This window comes from Uniformispora flossi, from assembly GCF_049534875.1.
Lineage (GTDB): Bacteria > Actinomycetota > Actinomycetes > Streptomycetales > Streptomycetaceae > Yinghuangia > Yinghuangia aomiensis.
The window spans coordinates 14,181-40,681 of the sequence record NZ_JBMULZ010000002.1; the positions used below are offsets into that span (position 1 = coordinate 14,181).

The window sequence follows — 26,501 nt, forward strand, 5'->3', positions numbered from 1 at the left end:
AAGTCCGCTTCAGAGCGCCTCGCTGCGCTACACGTACGCGTCCCCAATCGCGAAATCCCGGCCGCAGCGAACCCCCGCACACCGGCAGGGTGAGGGCGTGGCGAGAACATGTGCGGACGTACGCCGGGGTACTTCGTGCCCGCCCGGGCGACGGAAGCGGGCCCTGCCGAGGTGATCGAGCGGCAGACCCGCCTGGCTGGGCCTGCCAGTTCAGCCGATGCCTTCGACGATGCGGAAGTCGCGCTCGAAGCCGTTGGGCAGGGCCACCAGCGACTTCTGGTACGCCTCGCTCTCGTACGCCGCCGCGGCCTGTTCAAAGCTGTCGAACTCGACCAGAACGACACGTTCGGAGATCCCGGCCTCGTGGCCGATGACGCGACCGAAACTGGACAGGACGCGCCCGCCCCCAGCCCGGACAGCCGGACCCGCCAGCGCGTTGTAGTCGGTCAGCGCCTCAGGGTCGGAGATGACGGGGTAGACACTGACCCAGTAGCCCTTGGCCATGAAAACCTCCTGCGTGCGGCCGGACACACCCGGCTTCGAATGGACACTCGGATCGATCGATCCCGCCGACGTACTGCCGTCGGTCGAATCGGCATATGCGCAGGCTAGGGCTCGATGTGCGGCCGAGGGAAAGACCGGTGCGGGATAGACTCAGAACCGATCGTTAGCAATCGGCAGGGGGGCGCGTGGCGCCGGATACCGTGAGCCTGCGGTACTTCCTGGTACTGGCACAGGAGTTGAACTTCACCCGCGCGGCCGCCCGGATCGGCATCGCCCAGCCCGCACTCAGCGCCCGGATGCGCCGGTTGGAGGCGGAACTCGGTACGCCCCTGCTGGTCCGCAACACCCGCAGCGTCGTATTGACCACGGCCGGTGCGGCGTTGGCGGAGTCCGCGCCACCCGCGCTGGCGGCGCTGGACCGGGCATGGGACACCGCTCGGAGTGCGGCCGCCGGCGAACTGGGCACGCTCCGCATCGGATACAGCCTCAGCACCGGGGCCGAGACGGCACCGGCCTTGGTGGACAGGCTGATCAGCGGCCACAGTGGACTCGAGGTCGGCGCGGTCCCGATGGCGACACCGGAGATCTCCCCCGCGGTTGCCGACGGCCGCATCGATGCCGGTATCACCCGCGGTGAACAGCCGGGCCGCGGCGTGCGCCGGTTCCTGCTGCGGCGTCAGCGGATCGGGGTCCAGTTGGCGCAGCACCATCCGCTGGCCGATGACCCGGAGATCGAGATCGCCGACGCGGCCGCGTATCCGCTCCGACTCCCGTACCGTGCGGCCAACCCCGTGATCCACGATCAGATGGCCGCACTGTTCCGAGACGTGCGACCACACCCCCGATTCCACACGCCCGCAGTCTCCTTCGACATGTCCCAGCACGACCTGCGCGACGGGGTCACCCTCGCCCCGGCCGGAGAAGCCGCAGCCACTTCACAACCGGCCGGTCTCACGTGGCGACCGCTGCGGGGCGCGCCCAGCCTGACGATCCACCTGGTCCTTCCACGCGAGCAGTCACCACTGCACCGCCGCATCCGTGCCGTCGCCAAAACCTTGGCGCACGAGCTGAACTGGCTGCCGGACTGACGCGCAAGAGGTCAAGAGGCGGACGTTTGCCGAGGTGGAGCCGCGGACGTTCGCCGGCCGACTTCGCGGCGAGGGCGACGACGGCGGTCTTTCGAGGTGCCTCCCGAGCGGCAGTACCAACAGACCCTTGGATATCGGTCAGGAGCGCCTGCGTCCTGGGCCGCCAGAGCATCAAGACAACGTCCATGCCCGCGACCAGGCATCGACGCCGGCAAGCGCATCGCCGGACTCAAACCGTCGACACCATCCAGCAGCGTTGCCGGGAAAGCGACTTCGAACTGGATCAACGAACCGCCCACATGCACCACAGCCGCCCCATCCCCGGTGAAGCCACGGTTCCGTCGACGTGGTGGTCCCGCCCCGCCGCATCCGGAGCTCGGTCGGGCCGTGGCGGCGCAGCAGTCGTCGAGCGTTCTTCCGGTTCGGCAGGCGATCGACGGTGCGTGGGGTTGGCAGGGTCGGATGCCGGTCGTGACGGGCTCGGGGCAGGGCGTTCGTCCAGGGGCTCCTGCCGCTACTTGCGCAACTCCCGGACGACCTCGGGGCTTACGGCCAAGTCGACCTGCTTGCTGTTGACCTGAGTCCCGGCCGCCCATCCGTCGCTCCGGGACAGCATTTGGGAGCGCTCCAGCTTCATAAAACCGACCGCCGCCACCGACCGGGAGTCGGTGCCAGGCCCGGCGGCCGTCCTGCCCGGCGGAGTTGCCGGTCGGCTGGGCGCCTGGGAACTGTTGATGGGACCGAGGCGTCCCGGCGTCGGTTTCGGGATTTGCGCGACGCGTTGGAACCATCGGGGCATGAGACGCGACTCGAGCCTGCTGGCAGGAAATTCCCTTTGATTCCTCTCACGCTCAGCCTTCTGCCGCTCCTTCTCCTGGTGGGCCGCTGCCTTCGTATTCTGGGTCAGCGGGCGAGTCCCGGGAGTTTTTTCTATTTCCTTCTCCAGGGCCGACGGTGCCCGATCGGACACGATTCGGACCATGTGTTCGGAAATAACGTCCAAGAATTCTCGGCCGACGCTGTTCCGGGACAACTCTGTTTCGGCGAGTGTCTCCACTCGTTCGGACAACTCCGGATCGCGTTGTCTCTCAAATTTCGCGAGCGTCTCGCCCGCATGGATGGAGCTTCCCGCGAGGAACAATTCTGCCACTTTGCGCAAAGATGCGTTCCCGCGGGCAGATTCTTTGGCCAGCGTCACCGTCGCGTCCAGCGAATCCCGCACCCATTGCGTTACCCTGGGATGCTTGAGCAGTTCCGAACTTCCGAGGGAAATCAAACCATTTCCCTCGGCGTTCGCGCTGTACTCGTGCTGAAACAGAGTGTCCCAAACAACGCCGGCGTAAGTTGCGGACGGTGCCGGGGCGAGCGTGCCGCCCGCAGCCGGTTCCGGGAGGAGCTCCGATCTTGCCTTCCTGGACTCTGCGGCGAGTTCCGAAATCATCGAAACATAGACTGACGGCATGTCCCGGTGATCCGTCGCGTAGTTCGCATGGATATTCCCGGCAACCCATCGGCGTGCGGCGCTCTCGGATTTTCCATGCTCCGCATGCATGTATTCGCGAAGAGTTTCCATGCGGGCGACCCACGCCTCGCGGGCTCCCGCGGCGAACATCGAAGAGATATCCGGCAGGTTCGCGGCCAAATAATCGAGATCGACCACCTGGGACAGAAAGGACAGTTCTATTTCCGCGGCCTTGGAGTTGACGAACGAGTCGAAGAATATTTCCGCGTCCGCGTCCATGACGGTCTCGCCTCCTCATAGTCGACGGCATCAGGAAGGACAAGCGTCGAGTGCCGATCCTGACAGACAGCATGGGACCGCACAATATTCGGGACGACGCCCCGGCCCGATCGGGTCCCCAGGACGTTGACGCGTCCTCAGGCAAGAGCGAGCGCGGCGTGGACGTGGCTCATGCCGTCGACGCGTTCGCCATCGCCGAACTTCCGCGCGTTCGGGTCGCAACGGATGCTGACAACTGACGCGGCCACGGCAGACTGCGGCGACCTCGCGGCGGGCCCAGTGCTGGCACGCAGCACACTCACGACGCGTCGTCGTGCCGCCAGACACACCCCAGCTGCTCGGAGCGGCATCGTCGGCATCGGGCGGGGCGGCCGCGGCGGCCGTTCGAGCGTTGATTTCCGGCGCTCACGGCGTCGAAGACCCTTTTGGTTCCCAGCGGGTCGCGTCCAGCAGGCGACGACGCCGTGGGAGGCGGTGCCGCGGTTGCCGGGCTTGTCGTAGTCGGCGAAGGCGAACCACAGCGCGGTACCCACGCCGTCTTCCTCGAAGATGTCGAGCAGTTCGTCGGGGTGACGCACTTGCTCGTCCTCGCCCGGGATCGCTCCTCGCGGCAACCGCCAGGCCATGCCGTCCATATCGCCCGCGCCTCGGTAGGCGCACGTGCTGCACTCGGTGGCGGCGACCGCCTTGCTGACGGAGAAGGCCTTGCACAAGTCGGCGCGGAACGCTTCGGCGTTCTGCGCGACCCGATTCGGGCCGGCGCTCCAGAGACCCAACGCACCCACCGATACAGAAATCGCGGAACGCCCCGGCCAGGATGAAATGCTCTGTTACCGGTCACGTCCCGAAGCCCGGTCGGGGTTCCAGTGGATCCGATACGTGTGATCCCGCCGGATGATCCGCCACGTCGCCCCACGCGACGGCCGACGGGGGAGCGGGCTGCCCGTGGGATAGGCGGAGATCTCCAGGCCGGTCGGGTCGACGTCGGGACAGTCGGCGAGCCGCGACATGACGTCGTCCGCGACGCCCGGGTCCCCGTGGGACGTCAACCAGCCGTCGATGGCGATGACCAAACCGGCTCGTCCGGCGTCGTACGCACCCCACGCGGCGGGCGCGCCGTGTGCGTCCGTGAACAGGACCGTGCGCGGCTCGGACAGCGTCAGCGCCCACCAGCGGCGGTCCGTCAAATCCGGGACCGGCCCCGCGGCCATCCCCTTCCGACCCGCCAGGAGACCGATCGTCTCGGTGTCCGCCCCCGACAACGCCTCGCCGACCACCCACAGGCCGGTCGCGCCGGCACTCAACGGTCGCGCATGCGGCCCGGCCGCATGCGGGCCACGCAACTGGAGGAAACCGCAGCGCGCGACGGACACACTGCGCAGGACCGAGCCGTCGCGGCGCAGCGCCACCGACAGCTCCAGACCCGGCCGCAGCCACAGCGGGGCGACGAGCAACCCTCCGTCCGCCAGCTGGGTCCGCCACGTGGGCGCGATGTCGTCGACACCGACGGTGGCGTGAATCCGGTCGTAGGGGGCGCCGTCCGCCGAGCCGCGCCAGCCATCCCCGCGCCGCAGATCCATCGGCGTACCATCGCCCGGCCCCAGTTCCGCGAGCCGCGCGGCCGCGGACGCGACCAACCCCGGATCGAGTTCGACGGACGTGACACGGCCCCCCGCACCGGCGAGTTCGGCGAGCAGCGCGGTGTTGTATCCGCTGCCCGTGCCGATCTCCAGGACACGGTGGCCGGGGCGCACATCGAGTTGCTCGAGCATGATGGCGACGATCGACGGCTGGCTGAGCGTGCTCGTCGGCACTCCGGCCGCGTCCGCGGCAAGGACGGCGACGCGATCGGCATACGCGGCATCCACCGGCGTGCCCGACGGCGCGAACAGCTCCCGGGGCACCGCGTCGAACGCCGCGGCCACCGCGGCCGAGCGGACCAAGCCGTCGCGGCGCAGCGCGGCGACGAGGCGGCGCCGATGACGGGCCGCGTCGCCGGGGGAGACCCCGGCTCCGCCGCCGGCCTCGTCCGCGGCGACGCCCCCGCACGGAGAGGCGTCGTCGGTCGACTCCCCGTCCCCTGGCTCCCCGCCGCAACCGGCCTCCCCACCACCCGCGGCGCTTCTGCCGCTTCGGTTGTCGGCGGATGTCCCCGCGGTCGCGTCCTGCGGAGCATGCGAATCCCTGGCGCTGTCCTGGCTCACGGTCGACTTGTACCCGAATCCGCTTGCGTGTACTAGCGGCTCGTCTGTACCGAAATGCGGAGCGGGGGTGCGCCGACGTGATGAGTGATTTCAGCGGCCGTCGAACGGCTGCGGGCATACGCCGTCCTCGGCGCGCCGGGCGTCGACGATCCCGAGCAACTGGAGTGCGTCGGCCGACGGCGTTCCCGCCTCGGCGGTGAGCACGACGAGGAGCAGCCCCCGGTCTTGCGGCGGGCTGAACGCCTCGTACGCCAAGGTCAGTTCGCCGACCACCGGATGGTGGTACGTGTGCGCCCCGAACGCCGCTGCCCGCACCGACGGCTCAGCCCACCAAGTACGGAACTCGGTGCTGTTGAGCGAGAGTTCCCCGACAATCGACGCCAGCCGCGGATCCTCGGGATCCCGCAGGGCACAGGCCCGGAACGCAGCCAGGACGGTTCGCGCGGCACACTCCCAATGTGCCCCGAACAACGCTCGCATCTCGTGGTCGCGGAACATCAGCAGCGCCGCGTTCCGCCGCTCCGCAGCCACCCGCCCCAGACGAGAAAACAACGCGGCCGCGAGCGGATTCCACGCCAGCACATCCCCATGGCGGCCCAGCAACACCGCGGGCGACCCGTCGAGGGAGTCCACAAGCCGCCTCAGCCCCGGCCGCACCGGCTCCCGGGCCGCCTGCAGCCTACGCCCGCGCGGCGAACGCGTCGGCGCCGCACCGGCAGCCCCGGCCCCACCACCGCGCTCCACCACCGTCGCACCGCCCGCGGCGTCGGCGAGATCACCCAGCAGCGCACGCTCCTGCCGGTCCAACTGCAGCGCCTGCGCGAGATCGTCGAGGACCTCCGTGGAAACCCGAGTGTGGCGGCCTTGTTCCAGGCTCGCGTAGTACCCGGCACTGATCCCGGCCAGCGCTGCCAGCTCCTCCCGGCGCAGTCCCGGCACCCGTCGCGGGCCCGCGCCGGACAGGCCGACATCGCCCGGCTGCAAAGCCGCCCGCCTGCCGCGCAGAAATTCTCCGAGATCGGTGCGTCGTTCCACGTCCAGCAGTATCGACGCCCGGCGGGATCCCATCCTGGGCCTGCTGATCCCAGGACTGGCAGTGCCCGGACAAGCGCGCTGCATCGATCGGGATGCCGAGCAGTCCGGGCGGGGCAACGAGGCCGTAGAGGTCGTCCACCCACTGGGTCGCCCGCCATGCCGCACCGCGGTCGAGCCCGCACACTGGCGCGTCCGGGACCGGCGGAGATCACCTGTTCATGGCGTGCGGTATTCCGGCTCGTCGGTGGGGAGTCAAGGCAACGTCCGCGCAACCAGGGCGTCGGGTGTCCGGCCGCAACGCTACGTTCATGGCCGACGTGTTCAAGGGGAAACGACGGGGTTGCGTGGCTGACTTCGAGGACCGGCTGGTAGCCATGCTCGCCGAGTTGTGCTCGACCGAGGGAATCGCGGTGGCCAACGCAGACGAGGGTCCCTCGCCACGTGGCTCACGGGACCGGACCAGGCGCGTGACGTGATCGCGTGACGTGATCCGGAAGGTCACGGGCGCTCCGATCGGCCGATCAGCCGATCAGCTACGTGTTTGACGGCGCCCGGTGTCGCAGCCGAGGCGTTTCCGCACGCAATTCCGCCCCTTCGCCCGCAGGTCACACGCTTCCGCCCGCCACCGCGGCAAAGCGCGCGTTCACCTCCTCGACGAGCACGGCATCGGGCGCGGTCCAGCTGTCGAACCGGCCCCCGACGGCATCGGCCACGATCCGCTTCGCACGTTCCTCGTTCATGCCGTGGTAGGCCAGGAACCAGGCGAGCACCTGCATGCAGTGCCCGTACCAGCCGCTCTGGGCGCGTGTCCGGTCGGCGACGACGGCCACCAGACGAGTGCAGGCACGCTCCCAGTACCAGGGGGCCACCGCGGATTCCGGCATGTCCTCCGGGGGTCCCAAGGTCGCGAAGCGTTCCGCCAATTCCTCGAGCCAGCGCCGCCATTCCTGCAAGGCCGCGACCACCCGCGGCGCGGTCGCGTCCGCCGTCGTCACCGAATCGGACGCACAGCACCACGCCTCGACGACTCCGCCGTCGAGGTCGCCCTCACCGACCGACCAGTTCCACCCGCAGGACCACCGCCCGCAGCGCTCCACGAGCAGCCGGGTCACGGCGTCCAGGGACCTGCCGCGGGACTCCGCCGCGACCTCGGCGGTGGGCAGCAACGGTGCGACCAGCTTCGCCAGCTCGACGGCCGCGTTCCAGTCCAGCGTGAACGGATGGCGGCCGGGGTCGACGTCCGACCACTGCAAGGCCAACGGGCGCACGTCACTCACCGCGCCACGTTGCCGTGGGCGGCCATCGAGGTCCAGCGACTCACTGTCGACTGCACCTCCTGTCGCGCCCGGCTGCGGTTCCGTTTGCCGCCGCCGCAGCACGCGACCCCGTCGGCGGGTGATTTCCCCGCGGTGTCTGCGGGGCTCGGCGGTGCGGGACGAGAAGGGTCCATCGGCGAGAGGCGGTCACTGCTGCGCGGGCGCGCGTCCAGAGCGCCGCAGCGCGCTTCGACACACCGGCGGCGAATCGAGCAGCCGATCGGGTCACCGCGGCCGTGACCCTGGCGTATGCGGTCCGATAGCGTTCCCTCCACTTGTTCTGACGCTGTGTCAGGCCTGTCTTGCGGAGGCTGTCGTGGCCGCACCTCGGCTCGGTGATCGCGGCGCGCGAGTTGCGTCGGCGTTTCTGCGTGGGGTCTTTGCACTTCCCGGTCCGCTGCTGCGTCCGCTCGCCGGACCGCCGATCCGGTCGGCCGACGGCCGGCACGAAATTCCGGTGTCGAGCCGCGCGGTCATGCGGCTGATCCGCAACCAGATGCCGACCGGGCTCGCGCAGCTGGAACGGCTCCGGACCGACAGCGGACGCGGCGGACCGATCCTTGCCGGGCGCGAGGGACGTGACCTGCGGATCTCCGACTACACGGTTCCCGGCGCGGCCGGCCCGCTGCGGGCCCGCCTGTACGAGCCTGCCGCGTCGCCGGCGCCCGGACCGCTCCTGGTGTTCTTCCACGGCGGCGGATGGGTGCTCGGCGGCATCGACAGCCACGAGCCGGTGTGCCGGTTCCTGGCCGCGCGGTCGGGAGTGCGGGTGCTGTCGGCCGAGTACCGGCTGGCGCCCGAGGACGCGTTCCCGGCCCAGTTCGACGACGCCGCGGCGGTCTTCCGGCACGTGTGTGCGGATCCGTCGCGGTTCGGCGCGGTCCCGGGGCGCATAGCCGTCGGCGGGGACAGCGCCGGCGGCAACCTGGCCGCGGCCGTCGCCCACGCCTCCTTGCGCACCGGCGCCGCGCGACCGGCGTGGACTCTGCTGATCTACCCGGCAACCGACGTTCTGGGGGACTACCCCTCGCGGGCGGCGTACGGAAAGGGCTTCGTCATCGACACCGACACGTGGACGGGTCCCGAAGGGCTCATCGCGTCGCTGCTGCCGCATGCCGACGACCCGCGGCTTTCGGTAATGCGGGACCCGGACGTCGCCGGGCTTCCGCCGACGTACATCGCGACGGGAGGGTTCGACCCGCTGCGCGACGAAGGGGAGGCGTACGCCGAACGCCTGCGCGAGGCCGGCGTCGATGTGAAAGCACGGCGCTTCGACCGGCTGTTCCATGGGTTCGCGAGCTTCGCTCCGGTGGAACGGCATTGCGGTGCGGCGCTGGACGAGATCGCGCAGGAACTCCGCACGGCGATGGCGACCGAGCCGGCCAAGTACGCGCCGCAGGAACCGCAGCCGGCCGAGCCCGCGCCGCATGAGCCGGCCGCACCCGAGTCGACCGCCGACGCGGTTGCGGAGCAGGGCTGAGATGCCGCGTAACGTCCGCCTCGGGATCGCGGCCGGGCTGTGCCTGGTCGCCGCAGTGGTGTTCGCGGCTCTGGGCCGGTGGGGTGACGTGGAGACGGCCGAGCAGATCGCGTCGCTCGGGTTGGGTGTGGTGGCGCTGGGAAGCGCGGTGCTGGTCATGTACCGGATGCTGCCATCGGACGACGCACCCGGCGGCGACTGAACCCGTCCGGCTGTGGACAACCGGTGGGCCCTGCCAGCAGCCTGGGCAACGCCGTCGCTGTCGCCGGGCTGCCCGACTGCCGCCCGCGAGCGCAGCCCTGGGCATTGACGGCGAGCGAGGGCCGGATCCATGGTCGGCTGATGGCGATATCCGCTCGGGATGGTGAGCGCGACCGGGAGTGGCAAGTCATGCTTGACGCCTGGCGGCCACCGTATCCACCTGGGGACTGGGTGAGCTCCGCGCTGGGGGAATTGCTGCGGCTGGCAGCCCAGGAGCCGGTGCTGCGCATCCTGTTTCCATGGACGAGCATGAACCAGTTGCATGTCTCGGCGACTGGGGACTTCCGCGATTACGCCCACGAAGCGTTCCCGGCGATCGCTGCGTCGCGTCAAGGCTTTGTCGTGATGGCGCACCCGTGGGGTCTCCGAAACACGGTGCTGGAGACCGCAGACCCGGCGGCGGCGCTCGCATGCATGGTGCGGCTGCTGCACGTGGAGGGCGCGTCCGGCCTCAGTGCGCAGGCCGGCTCCTGACGGAACCGTTCACACGCGGCCCGGGTGAGTTCGTACTCCACTTCGCCGTGTTCGGAACCGGGGATGGCGTCGGGCCAGTCGCCGGTGAAGCTCCGGAGGAACGACAGGCCCGCCTTCTCCATGACGCGCCGAGAGCCCGCGTTGACCGCCATGGTGTTCGCCGTCACGCGTTCCACGCCGAGGTCCGCGAAGCCCTTGCGGATCAGGGCGCGGGATCCCTCCGTGGCGTATCCGCGGCCCCAGGCGGCCTTGTGATCCGTGCTCGACGATGGGGAACGCCACCGGTCGCCGGTCCCGGCCGGGGTGGATTTGTTCATGAGAAGTGAGAGCACCTCGACGGGTCTTCCGGTGCGCGCCGGGAGCCGCCAGTGGTGATGTTCATGAGTTCTGGGATCAGTTGACCCCTTGCGTAGCCGGGAGGGCGCCTTCTGCTGCCCCGGCATGGGTGTCCCACGGGGGTAGCCAATGCTCCAACAGGGTGGTCTCGGGGTGCCGGGCGCGAAGTGTGCGGCCGCGTCGGAGGGTTGCCGCATGGCCTGGCGACAGGATGGTTGGTGACCTGTGCTCCCGAGTTCCAGGAGGATCCTTGTCTGTGTTCCGGCGCCTGCTGCCTGTCGTGTCCGCTGTCGGGCTCACCGCTGCGCTGTGCACCGCCGTTCCCACGCCGGCGGCCGCCGCATCCGAAGCCCCCATCGTCGTGGCAACCGGCTGGTCCGCGCCGGGCGAAGTGGCCACAGCGACCTGCCCCACCGGCACGGGGCTGGTCGGCGGTGGCTACCAGGTCAATCCCTACGCCAACGGCCTCGGCCAAGTCGTTGACTTCATCCAGGGCAACACCCCCAGCAGCACAACCCCCAACTCCTGGTCGGTCAAGCAACTGATGGGCCAGTCGGCGGCGTTCGCCATGTGCGTCGAGGGTGCCCCGACGCCGACGGTCATCCACTCCGACTGGTCCGAGAACGGCAACGCGGTCACCGCGACGTGCCCGGACGGCCAGAACATGATCGGCGGGGGCTACGCCTCGATCCCGGTCACCAACGGCGTCGGCCAGAACATGGACGAGATCCAGACCAACACCCCCGTGGTCGGGCACTCCAACACCTGGGCGGCCGGTATGAAGTACGGCAGGGCCATGGCCTTCGTCATGTGCGTCGACTAGCACGTCCGGCCGCCGGACAAGCAGCCCTCCGCCGAGGGCTGGACCGCGCCGGACGCGGCCCCGGCCCCCAGCCCCCGGGCGCCCATGGACACACGGCGTGGACATCAGAGCGCGGGGGCACGCCAGTGCATGGGGGGAGCGGATGCTGGTGCTCGGGTCGGCAGGTCTCGCGTCTCTCCGTACGGCTCCTGCGAGGTACGTGTAAGCCGACACCGCTGCCGTCCACGGTGGACTGGCGTTGTTCATGAGAAGTGGTTCTGGCTCAAGTTCTGTGGAGTGCGCGAGTCGAGTCCCGGGACTGCGTGTCAGAGCCCGGCGGCTCGGAGAAGGCAAGCGCGCTCGTCGTCGCGCAGCGGGTTCTCGGTCAGCAGTTCCTCGTCGGCGAGCAACTGCGCCACCCATGTGGCGTTGGCGGCGAACGCCGCGCGGCACAGCGCGCGTTCAGGGTGCTCGTCTTCGGGACCGCTGACGGCCACATCCCAGGCGTTCGCGGGGTCGGTCGGCTCGGAGAGTGCAGCAGCCGCCAGCACCAGACCGAACAGTTCTCCCCGACACGGCACCCGGGGATCGGCCGCCAGGCGCAACAGGAATGGCACCACAGCGGGCATCACCGAGCTGATCTTCATCGGCCCCGCCATGACTACCCGGCCCAGCACACGCTCGGCCGACCGCGCCGTGTCGGGGTGCATCAGTCCGCGCAGCACGGCCGGGAGGCCGGCGGGGCATCCGGGGATCGTCGACCACTCCACGTCCTCGACACCCGCCAGCACAGGGTCCACCGAGTAGTCCTCCGCCAGGTGCGGGTGCGCCGTGACGAGTTCCGCGATCGCGGCGACCGCCGCGTGCTGATGATTCACGTTGCACACCGGGCGCTCACCTACCTAGTCCTCGTATGCCTACAAGCAGGTTCTGCGAGGGCAAACGCGCAAGCCGCCGACGCGCCATTCCTCCGGACCGAGCCTAGTTCCAGCCCCAACAGGCCTGCGGCAGGAAGGCCTTGTTGCGCTCGGCGTCCGAGCACCACAGAACTTGAGCCAGAGTCTGAGAAGTGAAGGCGCCGGTACACCGGTTCGGGTGTCGCCAGGATTCGCCGGCGGGTGATGTTCACGGGCTTTGAAGACGGTCGGGTGGTTGCGGTGTGAGCATCGACGTGCTCTTCGTGTGGGGTAGGTGCCGATGTCGCGTGAGTCGAAGGCCGCGTTGTGCGTGGCGATCCGGCGTGACCACTGTGCGGGGGCTGTCGACGCGCACGATCGTGAGCAAGCACGGGGTGAGTTGCCGGACGGTCGGGCGGCGGCTGGTGTCATCAAGGTTCCTTGTTGAGGATCACGACGGGGATGCGGCGGACCGACTGGGCTTGGTAGGTGTCGTACATCGGGAAGATGGCGGCCATTCGCCGCCAGAGCAGTGGTGTTTCCTGTGCGGTGGCGGTGCGCGCTCGCACGGTGAAGGTCTCCGCGCCGATTTGAACGTCGGCCTGGGGATGCTTCGCCAGGTTGAGGTACCAGGCGGGGTGTTGCGCGGCGCCTCCGTTGGATGCCACCAGCACGTAGCGTTCGTCGTCGCGGCCGTAGATGAGAGCGGTGCGGCGCAATTTCCCGGAGCGGCGCCCGCGCGTGGTGAGAAGGAGAGTCGGCCAGCCTTGGTAGAGGTGGCCGTTCGTTCCGCCGGTGTCCAGGTAGGCGCGAATGTGCTCCGTCACCCATGGAGTCGGGCTGTCGAACACTTCGTCGTCGAAGGCGGTCATCGCTCACCCCCGAGCAGACGCAGACGGGTTCCGGCGGTCTTCCGGAAGACGGGGATCAGCACGGCGCCGACGGCCACGTGCGCGAGCGCGAGCACGGTCTTCGTGCCGACGCCGGCCTCGACCGCAAATACCGGCACGAGGGACACGGCCAGCAGCACCACGGCGGCGGCCGTCCAGATCCGTCCCGCCAGCGCGGTCATCCGTTCCAGTCCGGCGAGCAGCGCCCATCCGAGCAGTGCGGGTACCAACGCAAAGATCCCCATGGCCGCGGCCCCGAGATCCCGGGTCTGCCCCTTCTGCCGGACGACCAGGTCACATCCGAGCAGGGGATCTCCGACCGCCCACACCGCGAGTGACGCCGAGACCGCACCTACGACTGCGAGGCCCCGGGCCCGGTGCACATCTCTCAGGCTGCCCGCTGTCGGGCGGGTGTCCGTGGTCGGCGTCATGGCGGCTCCTTGAGATCATGGATAGTTCAGCTGCTGAACCATCCTGTCCGGCAGGAGCATACGTCATTGATTAAGGAGGTCAATCATCGAGCAGCTGAACCATGTCGTAGGCTGTGGCCATGAGCGAATGCGGCGACGAGGCGGATCCGGTCGTAGCCGACCTGAGCACGCTGGTCTTCGAGGTCACCGGCCGGCTTCGCGCCCAGTTCAACGCCGCCGCGGCGGAACTCGACCTGCCGCCGGCTCAGGCCCTCGTGCTCACCAAGCTGACGCACCCCGCTCCGATGCGACAGTTGGCCGAATGGCTCTCCTGCGAGCCCTCGAACGTCACCGGCATCGTCGACGGCCTGGAACGCCGGGGGTTGGTGATCCGTGCGCCCGCGCCGGGTGACCGCCGGGTCAAGCACGTCGTCCTCACCGACGCGGGCCAGGAGAAACTCGCCGAGCTGCACGCACGCACACACGTGTTCACCAAGACGTTCTTCGCCATGCCCGCAACCGACCAGCACACCCTGCGCGACCTCTTGGCGCGCATCCTGGACAGCCCGCAGGTCCATCCGGCTCCGGCCTACCCCAGCCGGCACCGCTGACGCGCCAACCCGAACAGCAAAGACAGGAGAAGACAGGCACGGCCCATCGGTACCCGCTGTTCCATCGATCGTCTGCGGGGCGGTGGCGGCCCCGCCCGACGACCGGCGATCCCATGTTCCGAGGTCGGCCGTCGGAGTGATGAGGACCGGAGACTCAGACGGCGCCATCACCGGAGCCCCGGCGCCTTCAGAACTCGCGAGCCTCCGCCCCACGATCACGACTCAACCGTCTTCCAGACTCGCGGACGAACGCCTTCACGCGAGTCGCGGACATAGCCAGTGGACGGACCTGCAGACGGGTGTTCCTGCTCCTCGTGAATTTCAGGGCACGGGCGATGCCGCGATCGATCCCAGAATTGGCGAACAAACCGTCTCACTCCTCGCGGTCAAAGCCAGCCGGGGACTGAGCCGAACCGTCCTCATCGCGGTGCCGACAACGTGCCGCGGGCGACACGACAGGCCACCTCCCACGGCGAGGCCCGCAGCGCGAACCGCCCCGCAACGGCCTCCGCCGCGGCCAGCACCGCCACAACCGCATCCGCCAGCGACGCACCGACCGTTCCCACCGGGGGCACCGGATCCTCCGCCACGGACACCAGCACCGTCGTGAACAGCGACCGCAGCGCTTCCGCGCGCACCACGACTCTGCGTACCCAGCCGCGGACCGTCCCCTCCGCCCGGCCCAGCGCAGCGGCGATCCGCCGGTGCCCCATGCCCACGGCCGCTATCTCCAGCCCACCGATCACCGCCACCGCGTCCGCCCGGCGCGGCAGCACCCACTCAGGCAGCCGTACGTGGGTGGCCCGGCACCCCGAGCACCTCGTACGACGCGGCCTCAACGCCAGCTGTGCACCTATCACCCCGCGCACCCAACGCGGCCGACCGTACCCCCCACGGCGCCAGTGCATCCCCACACCCCGGACACTCCAAGCCGCCCCGACGCATCACCCGTTCCACCGCCAGCACGTCCGCGCCCACCACCAGCACCCAGCGTCTCCCGACCGCGTTCGTGTGCACGACGGCGTCGCACACGAAGCAACCGAGTCCTGCGCCACCACACGAACGTTCATGTTCACCCAGACTGACGCGAACCCCACGTTCATGGGCACGCAGAAGGACGCCTAACACCAGGGGCCGGAACTCGAACCAGCCGAGGAACGCCCGGTGGTCTTCTCCAGCGCGGCCCAGTAGCCGCGGGTCCCGGTGCACCGATGGACGTGCAGGAACCTGGGCAAGGTCCGTGCCCGGATCACCTCGCGGCTCGTCGGCCGACCACCGCTGATGAAGCGCATGACGTCGGCGTCGCCGTCCAGTGCGACGAGACGCTCCACGTCCGCTTCGGTGAAAGCGCGAAGCACGAGCCGCTCGTCTCCAGGAAGATATGCACTCCGCGATCTTCACCGCCCACAGCCGCCGCAACCACGGAATATCCGCGTCGGGCGCCCTGCCCCTACCGCTTCAGATACGCCACCACAGCATCCGCGAACCGCTCCGCCGCGCCCTCGTCGTAGCGCAGGAACAGCGACGGCTCCGTCAGTTCCAGTTCCAGCAGCACCGGGTGGCCGTCCGGTCCCGGGATCAGGTCCACGCGGGCGTACAAGAGCCGCTCGGCACCGCCGGGGACAGCGGCCAACGCCAGCTGGGCGGCGTGGAGTTCGCTGTCGGAGGCGGTGCGCGGGCGGATGTCCTCGACCTTGTACAGGCCGACCTCGTCGGCCGGGCCGTCCAAGAGCGCGCCCTTGCGGATGGCATGACTGTAGTGGCCGCCGAAAAAGAGCACCGCAGTTTCACCCGCTGTGTCCACAGCCTCGAGGTACGGCTGCACCATCACCGTGCGACCCTCGGCGAGGATCTGCGTCGCGAGGCCCGCGGCGAGGGCGCGCTGGGCGGCGTCCGCCATGTCGTACAGGCCGGTGTTGCGCGAGCCCAGGCTTATCGCCGGCTTGACGACGTAGCGGCCCTCATTCGGCAGGGTGAGGGTGCTGTCGGGTTCGATCCAGATCGTCGGCACGACCGGGACACCGGCCGCGGTCAGGTCCCGCAGGTACGTCTTGTCGCTGTTCCACCGCACCACGTCGGCCGGGTTCGCCAGCCGCGGCACGGTCTCCGCCCACGCCACGAACTCCGCGTGGTGGTCGGTGTAGTCCCACGTCGACCGGATGATCGCCAGGTCGTACGCGTCCCAGTCCACCGACCGGTCGTTCCACACCGCAGGCTCGGCCGCGATGCCGCGGGCGGCGAGCGGGGCGATGGGGACCGACTCGTCCTCGTCCAGGCGGGGCAGCTCGGCGCACGTGACAAGTGCGACGCGGGCGGTGACGGCGGAGTTCTGAGCGGACATGCGGTCACGATATCCGGATGATCCGATCAATCCGCCGCCGCCCCGCCGAGCACGCGGAACGCCGCCGGAAGGCGGACGAGACGGCACCCAAAGGGCGCCGTCTCGGACGGGAGACACCGCAAAAAGCGGGGGCCGACGACCGGGCACGGGGGAGTGATCCCGGCCGTCGGCGCGCGTCGCCGCTCGGGGCCGCGGCGTCCGGGGTGTCAGGGGCCCTGGACGTCGACCAGCAGCTTGAGTTCTGTGCCCCGCTCCAACGCCGCGAAACCCGCCGCGACACCCTCCAGCGGGATCGGTCGGACCCAGCCGTCGAGCGGGTACGAACCGTTCACCAACCCATCGATGACCGCCGGAAAGTCGTTGCAATACGCGCAACTTGCGACGATGTCGACCCCGCCCAGAAATGCCGCCATCGGGTGGAACGTCACCGGCTTCATATACACCGCGACCGTCACCGCACGACCGCCCGGCCGGGTCGCCGCGATCGCCGCATGGAACGCCGGCTCGACGCCCGCCGCGTCGATCGACGCGTCCACGCCCTCGCCGCCCGTCAGCTCCCGCACCGCCGCCGGCACGTCCACCGCCGCCGGGTCGAGCACCAGGTCCGCGCCGCCGCCCGTGAGCGTCGCCAGATGCGCGATCGCCGCCCGCCGGTCCGGCGACGGCTCCGACACCACGATCCGCTCCACACCACGCGCCCGCAGATCCAGGAACACCGCGATACCGATCGGCCCCGCGCCCAGCACCAGCGCACTGCCACCCGCCGGAACCTGCGCCTTCGACACCGCGTGATGCGCCACCGAAATCGGCTCGACCAGCGCACCCTGCACCGCCGTCAGCGACTCCGGCAGCACATGCACCATCGACCCCCGCACCACCGTCAGCGCGGACATCCCGCCGCCCTTCGGCGACAAGCCGTGCCACACCATGTTCCGGCAGAAGTTGTACGTCCCCCGACGACACGGCGCGCACTGCCCGCACGTCCACATCGGCTCGACCGACGCCAACGCGCCCGGCCGGATCGCCGGATCGTCCACACCCGGACCGACCTCGACGACCTCCGCGGAGAACTCGTGGCCCAGGATCAGCGGATCCTGCACCACCCCCCGCAACCCGCCCTCCCAGAAATGCAGGTCCGAACCGCACAGCCCGGCGAACCGGGGCCGCACCAGCACCTCGCCGGGACCCGGCGACGGCTCCGGAACATCCTCGATCCGCAGATCCCGCGCCTCGTACAACACCGCAGCACGCATGCTCGTCACTCCCGTCCCAAACGCTCGAACGCGCCGATCAGATCCGGGTAGCGGCCCGTCCGGGCACCGCCGTCCACGCCGTACAGACTCCCCGACACGAACCCGGCCTCGTCGGACGCCAGGAACAACACCACGCTCGCGATCTCCTCCGGCTCCGCGAACCGGCCCAACGGCGCGTTCTCCACGTACTCCTCGACCACGCCCGGGAGTTGCCACATCGGACCGGTCGCCTGCGTACGCACCAGACCCGGCGCCACCGCATTGACCCGCACCCCGTGCCGGCCCATCTCCAGCGCCGCCACCTCGGTCAACGCCACCACACCGGCCTTCGCCGAGCAGTACGCGGCCATCCCGCGCCCCGCCTGCACCGCGTTCAGGCTCGCCATGTTCACGATCGACCCGCCGCCGCGTTCCGTCATCACCCGGCCGGCATGCTTCACCGTCAGGAACACGCCGTTCAGACACAGGTCGACGATCCGCCGCCACTGCGCATAGTCGTGCGCGACCAACTCAGACGACCCACCGCCGCCCGCATTCGCCACCGCGATGTCCAAGCCGCCGAAACGCTCGACGGCCAACGCCACCAGCGCCTCGACGTCCGCCTCGTCGGTCACGTCGCAACGCCGGCCCGCCGCGGCCTCCGGGCCCAGCTCGTCGAGCACGGCGTGCAACGCCTTCTCGTCGATGTCGCCGAGCACCACCCGCGCGCCCTCGGCAACCAGCCGCTGCGCCACCGCACGCCCGATCCCGGCACCCGCGCCGGTGACCAGCGCGACCTTGCCCGCCACCCGGCCCCCGGTCACGCCGACGCTCCGTCCGTGCCCGAACCGAGCGACGCCGCGGCCTTGTCCGCCGCATAGTCCTTGACCGCCTTGCCGAGCGCCTGCGCCGTCTGGTCGCGCCACCGCTCCGACAAGCCGACCTGCCAGTCCTGCGACCCGAGCGGACCCGCCGACTGGCCGGTGAAGTGCGGAATCACCTCGCGGGCGATCAGCTCGTACGACCGCTTCGTCGCCTCCGGGTCCGCGAAGTCCGCACCCATGAACAGGTACGTGCCGAAGCCGCCGGACTTCTGCCACAGCCGCTCGATCTGCGCCACCGCCATCTCCGGCGTCCCGCAGATGAACGAACCCGACGCGTTGCCGTGGTCGATCCGCTGGTCCAACGTCGCCGAAGCGTCGTAGGGGATCGGCAGCACCTTCGCCTGGTAATCCTGGATGTCCCGCAGCCCGTACGCCACCTCGCGGCGCGCCTGCTCCTCGGTCTCGGCGATGTGCATCATGCCCATCAGCCGCCACTTGCGCCGGTCCATCGACTGGCCGTACTGCGCCGCCACCTCGTTCGCGACACCCCAGTGCGACCCCAGCGCGTCGAAACCGCCCTCCTGGCTCGCCGCGATCGACAGCAGACCCGCCCCGAACCGTCCCGCGGTCCGCGGCCCGGCCGGCGAGAACGTCGCCGCCACCGCGATCTCGAACGACGGGTCCTGGAACGGCCGCAGCTGCAACTGCGCGTCCTGCAGCGTGAACCAGTCCGTCTTCCGGCTCACCGGCTCGCGACCCGCCAGCAGCGCGTCGATCGCCGCCAGCGACTCCTCCATCATTTCCCGCTGCCGCGCCGTGTCGATGCCCAGCATGTGCGCGTCCGACGCCAACTGGCCCGGACCCACACCCAGCATCACGCGGCCGCGCGTCAGGTGGTCCAGCAGCACCATGCGGTCCGCCACGTGCAGCGGGTGGTGGTACGGCAGGGACACCACGCCCGTGCCCAGACGCAGGTGCTTGGTGCGTGCCGCCGCCGACGCGATGAACAGCTCCGGAGAGGCGACGATCTCCCACCCACCCGAGTGGTGCTCGCCGACCCACGCCTCGTCGTAGCCGAGCCCGTCCAGGTGCTCGAGCAGCCGCAAGTCCTGCTCCAGCATCAGCGTGGGGTTGCGGCCGGCCTTGTGGAAGGGGGCGAGGAAGACCCCGAACTTCAGCGGCCACCGCTCACCCGCAACGACCTGCCCGGCAATTTCGTACGCCGACACGCGGCCTCCTGACGTTCTGTCACCCCACCGGGCGACGTTGTGCGAACACCGCCGAACCGATCGTGCTCCGACGTGCCGTCACCTTGACAGGACGCGATACGCGAATCAAGAGTCGCACTATGCGAACAGGTGGGGCGGATGCGCTACGCTGCCGCCCACCATGAGCCGACCCTCCCCGCAGACCGACCGCCTCATCGCCCTGGTCGACCTGCTCGCCGCCCGCCCCGCCGACGACTTCAGCCTGGCCGAGATCGCCCGCGGCCTCGGCGTCGGCAAGGCGACGGTGCACCCCATGCTCACCACCCTCACCCGCGCGGGCTGGCTGCTGCGCCACCCCGTCCGCCGCACCTACCGCCTCGGCCCCGCCTTGGTCGCCGCGGGCCGCGCCGCCGCCGAAGGCGACCCCGCCCTCGAACTCGCGCGCCCGGTCATGCGGCGCCTCGCCGCCGACACCGGACTCGGCGTCCTCGCGCTCGTCCCCGGCGGCGACGCGGCCGGCGAGGACGACCTGCGCGTCGGCGAACTCGTCCGCACCCGCGGTACCGGCACCACCCTCGGCATGCGGCTCGGCGACCGCGTCCGCCCCCGCCCCCCGCTCGGCTCCGTCACCGTGGCCTGGGGCGGGCCGCACGCCGTCGACACCTGGCTTGCCCGGCTCGACACCGAGCCGACCACCCCCGGCGCCGACTCACCGGCCGTCTCCGCCGCCCGCACCGCCCTCGAACCCGCGCTCGCCGGCATCCGCGCCCGCGGCTGGGTCGTGGAAACCGAGAGCCGCATGCGCGACCGCCTCGACAGCCTCGTCGCCGACCTGGAAATCGAACTCGGCACCGGAGACTGGGACTCCACCGGCCACGCGGCCGCCCTCCGCCGCGCCATCGCCGACATCGGCAGCACCTTCGACCCCTCCGACGCGCTGCCCGCCAAGGTCGAACCCGACACGGTGTACCGGGTGTCGTCCGTCAACGCGCCCGTCTTCGACCCGGACGGCCAGGTCGCCGTCGCCCTGTGCCTCATCGACCACCCCGACCCGCTCACCGGCCGCGACGTCACCGCCCTCGGCGAACGCGTCCGCGCCGCCGCCGACGAGGTCACCGCCGCGCTGCACGGACACGAACCCGACGCTCCGCCGCCCGCAACCGGCTGAGACCGGTGGAGACCCGCGCGGCCACGGACCGAATCACGGCCCGCCTCTGCCCGACCTTGTCGGGTTTCTTGCGATGGTTGACCGGATTTGGGGTTCCACCCCGGGCTGTCGCCCTCTCGGGGTAGCGTGAAAGCTCCGCTGAAAGGAGCCGCTCCATGGAGCACGCCCTGCGCACCACCGTGCGCGGCAGACGGGTCGAATTCCCCGGCACCATCGACGATATCCGGGCTTCCCTCCCCGCAGAGCAACGTGCCGAATTCGACCGGGAGATCGGCGCCGCACCCATCATGGACGTGCCGCTCATCGCGTTCCGCTGGAGCTACCCGCCCGAAGCCCGGGAGGAAGACGACGAGATCGTCGCGCGTATCAAAGCGGGGGAGTTCGCCGGAGTGACCTACCTCGATGTGGACGGCGACGCCTCGGCGGCCCCATGAGCCGCTTCCGGATCGAGTTCTCCAACGAAGCCCGCTCCGCTCTCGCCGTTCTCCCCGCCGACCGCCGCCGCCACTTCGACCGCGGCATGACCGACCTCGCCGACGACCCGTACGGTGCCAACTCCCGTGCCATAAAAGAACACGACTACCGCGAAGCGCTCGTCGCCGACTGCCTGGCCGTCTACTACATCGCCGAGGGCGTCCTGGTGGTCACCGTCGTCCGGGTCATCCCGGCGCCCTAGCCCGGCCGCATGCGCATATCGCCCGACCACCGTGCGGGCGGTCCGGCCACCCACCGGCCCGCCCGCACCGCACACGCCACCCCCTCCCGGCGCTCCCCGCCGGCCCCGCCCGCACGCCGCTCCGGCGATATCCGCTGGCGTCCCGCCTCCGCGCGCGATAAGAAGTCCGGATACATCCACACCACCCGGATTCGGAGTACGCGCGCCGTGGGGCATCTCGACATCAACACGGTGAGCTACTCACTGCCCGACGGACGGGTCCTGCTCGACGAAGTCGGCTTCCGCGTCGGGGACGGGAACACCACGGCACTCGTCGGCGCCAACGGAGCCGGGAAGACGACCCTCCTGCGGATCGTCACCGGGGAGATCAAACCCGACGCGGGCGCCGTCACACGCAGCGGCGGTCTCGGCGTCATGCCGCAGTTCATCGGCCGGATCCGCGACGAATCGACGGTGCGCGACCTGCTCGTCTCCCTCGCGCCGCCGCGGATCCGAGACGCCGTCCACGCCGTCGACGCCGCCGAGCTGGCGCTCATGGAAACCGACGACGAACCCACCCAGATGGCCTACGCCGGAGCCCTCGCCGAGTTCGCCGACGCGGGCGGCTACGAACTCGAACCGATCTGGGACCAGTGCTGCACCGCCGCCCTCGGCATCGGCTACGACGTCGCCAAATGGCGCCGGATCACCACCCTCTCCGGCGGCGAACAGAAACGCCTCGCCCTCGAAGCACTGCTGCGCGGACCCGACCCCGTCCTGCTCCTCGACGAGCCCGACAACTACCTCGACGTCCCCGGCAAGCAGTGGCTCGAAGGCGCCCTCCGCGACACGTCCAAAGCCGTCCTGCTCGTCTCGCACGACCGCGAACTGCTCGCGAACGCCGCCGACCGCATCGTCACCATCGAACTCGGCGCCGCCGGCAACACCGCCTGGGTCCACGGCGGCTCCTTCGCGACCTACCACGAGGCACGCGAAGCCCGGTTCGCCCGCTTCGAAGAGCTGCGGCGGCGCTGGGACGAAGAACACGCCAAGCTCAAGGCGCTCGTGCAGATGTACAAGAACAAAGCCGCTTACAACGACGGCCTCGCGTCGCGCTACCAAGCCGCCCAGACCCGGCTGCGCAAATTCGAGGACGCCGGACCGCCGCAGAACATCCCCCGTGAGCAGAACGTCAAGGTACGTCTGCGCGGCAGCCGCACCGGCAAGCGCGCCGTCATCGCCGAATCCGTCGAACTCACCGGACTGATGCAGCCGTTCGACCTCGAGGTCTGGTACGGCGACCGGGTCGCCGTGCTCGGCTCCAACGGCTCCGGCAAATCGCACTTCCTGCGGCTCCTCGCGGCGGGCGGCAGCGACCCCGACGTCGAACACCGCCCCGTCGACGCCACCGCCGTCGCAGCCGTCGCCCACACCGGCAACGCCCGGCTGGGTGCCCGCGTCCGACCCGGCTGGTTCGCGCAGACACACGAGCATCCCGAATTCGACGGCAAGACCCTCGCCGACATCCTGCACCGGGGCGACGCCCACCGCTCCGGACTCGGACTGGAAGCGGCCGCGCGCGTGCTCGACCGCTACGAACTGGCCTACGCCGCCGAGCAGACCTTCGACACCCTGTCCGGCGGCCAACAGGCACGCTTCCAGATCCTCCTCCTGGAACTGTCCGGCGCGAACCTGCTGCTGCTCGACGAGCCGACCGACAACCTCGACCTGGTCTCCGCGGAAGCCCTCCAGCAGGCACTCGACGTATTCGACGGCACCGTGCTGGCCGTGACCCACGACCGCTGGTTCGCCAAGGCATTCGACCGGTTCCTCGTCTTCGGCAGCGACGGGCACGTCCGCGAATCCGACCAGCCCGTATGGGACGAGCGGCGCGTGGCCCGCAAACGCGGCTGACCGGCCGCACTCCGGGGTATCCGTCCGCGGAACCACCGCCGACCCACCCCGGAGCCACCGTGACCACCGCGCCGCCCGCCGGCTACGAGGACCTCACCGCGCTGTACATCAACTGCACCCTGAAACGCTCGCCCGAACGGAGCAACACCGAGGGGCTCGTCGCGATCAGCCGGCACATCATGCGCAAGCACGGCGTAACCGTCGACGAGTTCCGCGCCGTCGACCACGACATCGCCACCGGCGTGTACCCGGACATGACCGAGCACGGCTGGGCGAGCGACGCGTGGCCCGGCCTGTACGAGCGCGTCATGGCCGCCGACATCCTCGTCCTCGCTGGCCCGATCTGGCTCGGGGACAACAGCTCGGTCACGAAACGCGTCATCGAACGCCTCTACTCGTGCTCGAGCGAGCTGAACGACGCCGGGCAGTACGCCTACTACGGGCGCGTCGGCGGCTGCCTCATCACCGGCAACGAAGACGGCATCAAGCACTGCGCCAGCAACGTCCTCTACAGCCTTCAGCACATCGGCTACACGATCCCGCCCCAATCCGACGCCGGCTGGATCGGCGAAGCCGGCCCCGGCCCGTCCTACCTCGACCCCGGATCCGGCGGCCCCGAGAACGACTTCACGAACCGCAACACCACCTTCATGACATGGAACATGCTGCACCTCGCCCGCCTCCTCAAGGACGCCGGAGGCCTCCCCGCCTACGGCAACCAGCGCACCGCCTGGGACGCCGGCACCAGGTTCGACTTCGAGAACCCCGAGTACCGCTAGCACCCGCACTCGCACCCGCCGCGGGCGGACCCGGTCGTCGCGACGCGCCCGGGCAGCAGCCCGGGCGCGGACCGGGTTCGCCCCCGTTTGGGTTACCCTGCCGGGATGTTCACCGTGACCTCGATCAACGTCAACGGCCTGCGCGCGGCCTCCGGCAAGGGCTTCACCGCGTGGCTGGCGGGCACCTCCGCCGACGTCGTCTGCCTCCAGGAAGTCCGCGCCGAGCCGCACCAGCTCGCCGACGAGGTACGCGAGCCCGAAGGCTGGCACACGGTATACGCCCCGGCCGCCGCCAAGGGCCGCGCCGGCGTCGCGGTGTACTCGCGCATCGAGCCGTCCGCGCACCGCGTCGGCTTCGGCTCCGCCGAGTTCGACGGCGCCGGGCGCTGGATCGAGATCGACCTGCCGCACGTCACCGTCGTCAGCCTCTACCTGCCGGCCGGCGAAGCCGAGACGCCCAAGCAGGACGAGAAGAACCGGTTCATGGCCGAGCTGGGCGCGCACCTGGTCGTGCTGCGCGAGAAGGCCGCCGCGGACGGCCGCGAGGTCGTGGTGTGCGGCGACTGGAACATCGGCCACACCGAAGCCGACATCAAGAACTGGAAGGGCAACCTCAAGAAGAGCGGGTTCCTGCCCGAAGAGCGCGCCTGGCTCGACGGCGTGTTCGGGTCCATCGGCTACGTCGACGTGGTCCGCTCCCTCCACCCCGGCGTCGCCGGCCCCTACTCGTGGTGGTCCTACCGCGGCAAGGCCTTCGACACCGACACCGGCTGGCGTATCGACTACCACGCCGCCACCCCGGGCCTCGCCAAGACCGCCGCCACCGCCGTGGTCGAACGCGCCGCCACCTACGCCGAACGCTGGAGCGACCACGCCCCGGTGACCGTCGCCTACGACTTCACCGCCGAGTAACCGAGCCGCGGGCGGCCGGGCCGTCCGCGAATCCGGCGAGGCTGCCCTCGACAGCGGACGCCAAACGTGCTGCTCACGTGACGCGAGAGAAGCCGGCATCGGTGTGAGACTGGGCACGGAGGGAGTGATCCCCGTGACGGACCCACCACCGCACCAGCCGCCCGGTCCCGGCCCCGCCATCGACGAGAGCCGACTGGACCGACTGATCAGCGAAGCGCAGACCGACCGGCCCGTCGACCTGCCGCGCCTGGCGAACCGGTGCGCCTCCGCCCTCGGACTCGACGCCGCGGCGATCTACCTCGTCGACCTGCAACAGCAAGTGCTCATCCCCCTCGACGAGACCGCGCAGTCCCTGCCGGTGGACGGGTCGCTGGCCGGCTGGGCGTACCGCACGGTCTCGCCGCGGGTGGCCGAGGCCGGCGACGGCCTGGTCGCCTGGATGCCGCTGCTCGACGGCGCGGAACGGCTCGGTGTCCTGGCGGTGCGGACCGCTTCCCTCGACGGGGTCCGGATGCGCCGCAGCCGGATGCTGGCCCACCTGATGGCCATGCTGATCACGTCGAAACGCACCTACAGCGACTGGCTCGCCTCCCGCATGCGCGTGGCACCCATGCAGCTGCCCGCCGAGATGCTGCGGGCCTTCCTGCCTCCGCGCACTATCGGCACCGTCAGGTGCGTTTCGACCGCGGTCCTCGAACCCGCCTACGACATCGCGGGGGACGCGTTCGACCACTCGGTGGTCAAGAACGTGCTGCACACCATGATCCTCGACGCCATGGGCCACGACCTGACCGCGGGCCTGACCTCGTCGGTGGCGATGGCGGCGGCGCGGAACGCCCGCCGCGGCGACGGCGACCTCGCCGAAGTCGTCGGCGCCGTCGACGAGGCCATCGCGCACTGGCGGCCCGACCAGTTCTGCACCGGAGTGCTGTGCCGCTTCGACGCCGAGACCGGCGTGCTGCGCTGGGTCAACTGCGGCCACCCCGCACCCCTGCTGATCCGTGCCGAGCGGGTGATCACCGGGGCTTTGGAAAGCCCCCCGCAACCGCCGATCGGCTTGGCCGGACCGCTCGCCTCGGCGGCGTGGCAGGTGCACGAAGCGACGCTGGAACCGGGCGACTGCGTCCTGCTCTACACCGACGGCGTCGTCGAGGCCCGCGACCAGGACGGCGCCGAGTTCGGCCTCGACCGCTTCACCGACTTCATCATCCGCTCCAAGGCCGCCGGCGAGCGCCCCGCCGAAGTGCTGCGGCTGCTCATCCACGCCATCCTCGACTACCAGCGCCACCGGTTGCACGACGACGTGACCATCCTGCTCTTCGAATGGCACCCGCCGCAGTAGCGGCCCGCCGCCACAGCCGACCCGGCACCGGCACGGGCCGCCTCCCGGCCGTCCCTCCGGAAGGCAGCCCGCGAACCC

Annotated in this window: 28 protein-coding genes and 1 pseudogene; 13 read left to right on the forward strand and 16 right to left on the reverse strand. The window is 70.3% G+C overall.

What is annotated here, in order from left to right:
• Positions 1–210 precede the first annotated feature (210 nt).
• Positions 211–504: a DUF1330 domain-containing protein gene (locus ACPA54_RS04275; RefSeq protein WP_423526923.1), complete on the reverse strand. Its 294-nt coding sequence runs from the start codon at positions 502–504 to the stop codon at positions 211–213.
• A 185-nt stretch (positions 505–689) separates the two neighbouring features.
• Between ACPA54_RS04275 and ACPA54_RS04280 the strand changes: the two genes are divergently transcribed.
• Positions 690–1,592: a LysR family transcriptional regulator gene (locus ACPA54_RS04280; protein ID WP_423526925.1), complete on the forward strand. Its 903-nt coding sequence runs from the start codon at positions 690–692 to the stop codon at positions 1,590–1,592.
• Between the two features lie 514 nt (positions 1,593–2,106).
• On the opposite strand, the gene ACPA54_RS04285 is transcribed toward ACPA54_RS04280, so the two are convergent.
• The 5 genes from ACPA54_RS04285 to ACPA54_RS04305 form a co-directional block, all read right to left on the reverse strand.
• Complete coding sequence (locus tag ACPA54_RS04285) at positions 2,107–3,333, reverse strand: hypothetical protein (protein ID WP_423526927.1); 1,227 nt, start codon at positions 3,331–3,333, stop codon at positions 2,107–2,109.
• Positions 3,334–3,470: 137 nt separating this feature from the next.
• A complete protein-coding gene (locus tag ACPA54_RS04290; protein ID WP_423526929.1) occupies positions 3,471–3,968 on the reverse strand; it encodes a hypothetical protein in 498 nt (165 codons plus the stop codon).
• A gap of 195 nt (positions 3,969–4,163) precedes the next feature.
• Entirely contained in the window at positions 4,164–5,537 is a 1,374-nt protein-coding gene (locus ACPA54_RS04295; protein WP_423526930.1) for a protein-L-isoaspartate O-methyltransferase family protein, read from the reverse strand.
• Between the two features lie 90 nt (positions 5,538–5,627).
• Entirely contained in the window at positions 5,628–6,572 is a 945-nt protein-coding gene (locus ACPA54_RS04300; protein WP_423526932.1) for a helix-turn-helix domain-containing protein, read from the reverse strand.
• Between the two features lie 605 nt (positions 6,573–7,177).
• Complete coding sequence (locus ACPA54_RS04305) at positions 7,178–7,849, reverse strand: hypothetical protein (RefSeq protein WP_423526934.1); 672 nt, start codon at positions 7,847–7,849, stop codon at positions 7,178–7,180.
• 496 nt (positions 7,850–8,345) lie between these two features.
• Between ACPA54_RS04305 and ACPA54_RS04310 the strand changes: the two genes are divergently transcribed.
• The 3 genes from ACPA54_RS04310 to ACPA54_RS04320 all read left to right on the forward strand — a co-directional run bounded on the left by ACPA54_RS04310 (position 8,346) and on the right by ACPA54_RS04320 (position 10,103).
• A complete protein-coding gene (locus tag ACPA54_RS04310) occupies positions 8,346–9,368 on the forward strand; it encodes an alpha/beta hydrolase (RefSeq protein ID WP_423526936.1) in 1,023 nt (340 codons plus the stop codon).
• Between the two features lies 1 nt (position 9,369).
• The gene (locus ACPA54_RS04315) at positions 9,370–9,570 is read left to right on the forward strand and encodes a hypothetical protein (RefSeq protein ID WP_423526938.1); all 201 of its coding nucleotides are present in this window, start codon (positions 9,370–9,372) and stop codon (positions 9,568–9,570) included.
• A gap of 230 nt (positions 9,571–9,800) precedes the next feature.
• The gene (locus ACPA54_RS04320; protein WP_423526940.1) at positions 9,801–10,103 is read left to right on the forward strand and encodes a DUF6193 family natural product biosynthesis protein; all 303 of its coding nucleotides are present in this window, start codon (positions 9,801–9,803) and stop codon (positions 10,101–10,103) included.
• A gap of 8 nt (positions 10,104–10,111) precedes the next feature.
• Here the strand turns inward: ACPA54_RS04320 and ACPA54_RS04325 are convergent.
• Positions 10,112–10,357: pseudogene (locus tag ACPA54_RS04325) on the reverse strand (GNAT family N-acetyltransferase); the annotation flags it as partial.
• A 332-nt stretch (positions 10,358–10,689) separates the two neighbouring features.
• Between ACPA54_RS04325 and ACPA54_RS04330 the strand changes: the two are divergent.
• On the forward strand, positions 10,690–11,262 hold the full coding sequence (locus tag ACPA54_RS04330) for a hypothetical protein (protein WP_423526942.1): 573 nt from the start codon (positions 10,690–10,692) through the stop codon (positions 11,260–11,262).
• Positions 11,263–11,567: 305 nt separating this feature from the next.
• On the opposite strand, the gene ACPA54_RS04335 is transcribed toward ACPA54_RS04330, so the two are convergent.
• From ACPA54_RS04335 to ACPA54_RS04345, 3 genes are all read right to left on the reverse strand, one after another.
• Complete coding sequence (locus ACPA54_RS04335; protein ID WP_423526943.1) at positions 11,568–12,119, reverse strand: hypothetical protein; 552 nt, start codon at positions 12,117–12,119, stop codon at positions 11,568–11,570.
• A gap of 449 nt (positions 12,120–12,568) precedes the next feature.
• A complete protein-coding gene (locus ACPA54_RS04340; RefSeq protein WP_423526945.1) occupies positions 12,569–13,009 on the reverse strand; it encodes a nitroreductase family deazaflavin-dependent oxidoreductase in 441 nt (146 codons plus the stop codon).
• The gene (locus ACPA54_RS04345) at positions 13,006–13,458 is read right to left on the reverse strand and encodes a DUF6069 family protein (protein ID WP_423526947.1); all 453 of its coding nucleotides are present in this window, start codon (positions 13,456–13,458) and stop codon (positions 13,006–13,008) included. The genes ACPA54_RS04340 and ACPA54_RS04345 overlap by 4 nt, the downstream gene beginning before the upstream one ends.
• A 119-nt stretch (positions 13,459–13,577) precedes the next feature.
• Between ACPA54_RS04345 and ACPA54_RS04350 the strand changes: the two genes are divergently transcribed.
• The gene (locus tag ACPA54_RS04350; protein ID WP_423526949.1) at positions 13,578–14,048 is read left to right on the forward strand and encodes a MarR family winged helix-turn-helix transcriptional regulator; all 471 of its coding nucleotides are present in this window, start codon (positions 13,578–13,580) and stop codon (positions 14,046–14,048) included.
• 419 nt (positions 14,049–14,467) lie between these two features.
• On the opposite strand, the gene ACPA54_RS04355 is transcribed toward ACPA54_RS04350, so the two are convergent.
• The 6 genes from ACPA54_RS04355 to ACPA54_RS04380 all read right to left on the reverse strand — a co-directional run bounded on the left by ACPA54_RS04355 (position 14,468) and on the right by ACPA54_RS04380 (position 19,674).
• A complete protein-coding gene (locus ACPA54_RS04355) occupies positions 14,468–14,824 on the reverse strand; it encodes a hypothetical protein (protein WP_423526951.1) in 357 nt (118 codons plus the stop codon).
• A 345-nt stretch (positions 14,825–15,169) separates the two neighbouring features.
• Entirely contained in the window at positions 15,170–15,406 is a 237-nt protein-coding gene (locus tag ACPA54_RS04360) for a GNAT family N-acetyltransferase (protein WP_423526952.1), read from the reverse strand.
• Positions 15,407–15,498: 92 nt separating this feature from the next.
• A complete protein-coding gene (locus ACPA54_RS04365; protein WP_423526953.1) occupies positions 15,499–16,389 on the reverse strand; it encodes an ATP-grasp domain-containing protein in 891 nt (296 codons plus the stop codon).
• 206 nt (positions 16,390–16,595) lie between these two features.
• Complete coding sequence (locus tag ACPA54_RS04370) at positions 16,596–17,642, reverse strand: alcohol dehydrogenase catalytic domain-containing protein (protein ID WP_423526955.1); 1,047 nt, start codon at positions 17,640–17,642, stop codon at positions 16,596–16,598.
• A 5-nt stretch (positions 17,643–17,647) separates the two neighbouring features.
• Positions 17,648–18,445, reverse strand: a complete 798-nt coding sequence (locus ACPA54_RS04375; RefSeq protein ID WP_423526956.1) for an SDR family NAD(P)-dependent oxidoreductase — start codon at positions 18,443–18,445, stop codon at positions 17,648–17,650.
• Complete coding sequence (locus tag ACPA54_RS04380) at positions 18,442–19,674, reverse strand: LLM class flavin-dependent oxidoreductase (protein WP_423526958.1); 1,233 nt, start codon at positions 19,672–19,674, stop codon at positions 18,442–18,444. Before ACPA54_RS04380 ends, ACPA54_RS04375 begins: the two co-directional genes overlap by 4 nt.
• A gap of 160 nt (positions 19,675–19,834) precedes the next feature.
• Between ACPA54_RS04380 and ACPA54_RS04385 the strand changes: the two genes are divergently transcribed.
• The 7 genes from ACPA54_RS04385 to ACPA54_RS04415 all read left to right on the forward strand — a co-directional run bounded on the left by ACPA54_RS04385 (position 19,835) and on the right by ACPA54_RS04415 (position 26,423).
• Positions 19,835–20,821 carry a helix-turn-helix domain-containing protein gene (locus ACPA54_RS04385; protein WP_423526960.1) on the forward strand — a complete coding sequence of 329 codons (987 nt, stop codon included), beginning with the start codon at positions 19,835–19,837 and terminating at the stop codon, positions 20,819–20,821.
• 155 nt (positions 20,822–20,976) lie between these two features.
• On the forward strand, positions 20,977–21,255 hold the full coding sequence (locus tag ACPA54_RS04390) for a hypothetical protein (protein WP_345677605.1): 279 nt from the start codon (positions 20,977–20,979) through the stop codon (positions 21,253–21,255).
• Complete coding sequence (locus tag ACPA54_RS04395) at positions 21,252–21,497, forward strand: hypothetical protein (protein WP_345677604.1); 246 nt, start codon at positions 21,252–21,254, stop codon at positions 21,495–21,497. Before ACPA54_RS04390 ends, ACPA54_RS04395 begins: the two co-directional genes overlap by 4 nt.
• A gap of 207 nt (positions 21,498–21,704) precedes the next feature.
• Positions 21,705–23,390: an ABC-F family ATP-binding cassette domain-containing protein gene (locus ACPA54_RS04400; protein WP_423526962.1), complete on the forward strand. Its 1,686-nt coding sequence runs from the start codon at positions 21,705–21,707 to the stop codon at positions 23,388–23,390.
• A gap of 59 nt (positions 23,391–23,449) precedes the next feature.
• Positions 23,450–24,169 carry a flavodoxin family protein gene (locus tag ACPA54_RS04405; protein ID WP_423526964.1) on the forward strand — a complete coding sequence of 240 codons (720 nt, stop codon included), beginning with the start codon at positions 23,450–23,452 and terminating at the stop codon, positions 24,167–24,169.
• A 105-nt stretch (positions 24,170–24,274) separates the two neighbouring features.
• Positions 24,275–25,081, forward strand: coding sequence for an exodeoxyribonuclease III (locus ACPA54_RS04410; RefSeq protein ID WP_423526966.1), 807 nt, complete (start codon positions 24,275–24,277; stop codon positions 25,079–25,081).
• 124 nt (positions 25,082–25,205) lie between these two features.
• Positions 25,206–26,423: a PP2C family protein-serine/threonine phosphatase gene (locus tag ACPA54_RS04415; RefSeq protein ID WP_423527816.1), complete on the forward strand. Its 1,218-nt coding sequence runs from the start codon at positions 25,206–25,208 to the stop codon at positions 26,421–26,423.
• Positions 26,424–26,501 lie beyond the last annotated feature (78 nt).

Coding starts and splice junctions, on each gene's coding strand:
- ACPA54_RS04275 (WP_423526923.1), bottom strand. CDS start 504: ATGGCCAAGGGCTACTGGGTCAGTGTCTACCCCGTCATCTCCGACCCT.
- ACPA54_RS04285 (WP_423526927.1), bottom strand. CDS start 3,333: ATGGACGCGGACGCGGAAATATTCTTCGACTCGTTCGTCAACTCCAAG.
- ACPA54_RS04290 (WP_423526929.1), bottom strand. CDS start 3,968: ATGGACGGCATGGCCTGGCGGTTGCCGCGAGGAGCGATCCCGGGCGAG.
- ACPA54_RS04315 (WP_423526938.1), top strand. CDS start 9,370: ATGCCGCGTAACGTCCGCCTCGGGATCGCGGCCGGGCTGTGCCTGGTC.
- ACPA54_RS04340 (WP_423526945.1), bottom strand. CDS start 13,009: ATGACCGCCTTCGACGACGAAGTGTTCGACAGCCCGACTCCATGGGTG.
- ACPA54_RS04345 (WP_423526947.1), bottom strand. CDS start 13,458: ATGACGCCGACCACGGACACCCGCCCGACAGCGGGCAGCCTGAGAGAT.
- ACPA54_RS04350 (WP_423526949.1), top strand. CDS start 13,578: ATGAGCGAATGCGGCGACGAGGCGGATCCGGTCGTAGCCGACCTGAGC.
- ACPA54_RS04365 (WP_423526953.1), bottom strand. CDS start 16,389: ATGTCCGCTCAGAACTCCGCCGTCACCGCCCGCGTCGCACTTGTCACG.
- ACPA54_RS04370 (WP_423526955.1), bottom strand. CDS start 17,642: ATGCGTGCTGCGGTGTTGTACGAGGCGCGGGATCTGCGGATCGAGGAT.
- ACPA54_RS04385 (WP_423526960.1), top strand. CDS start 19,835: ATGAGCCGACCCTCCCCGCAGACCGACCGCCTCATCGCCCTGGTCGAC.
- ACPA54_RS04390 (WP_345677605.1), top strand. CDS start 20,977: ATGGAGCACGCCCTGCGCACCACCGTGCGCGGCAGACGGGTCGAATTC.
- ACPA54_RS04395 (WP_345677604.1), top strand. CDS start 21,252: ATGAGCCGCTTCCGGATCGAGTTCTCCAACGAAGCCCGCTCCGCTCTC.
- ACPA54_RS04410 (WP_423526966.1), top strand. CDS start 24,275: ATGTTCACCGTGACCTCGATCAACGTCAACGGCCTGCGCGCGGCCTCC.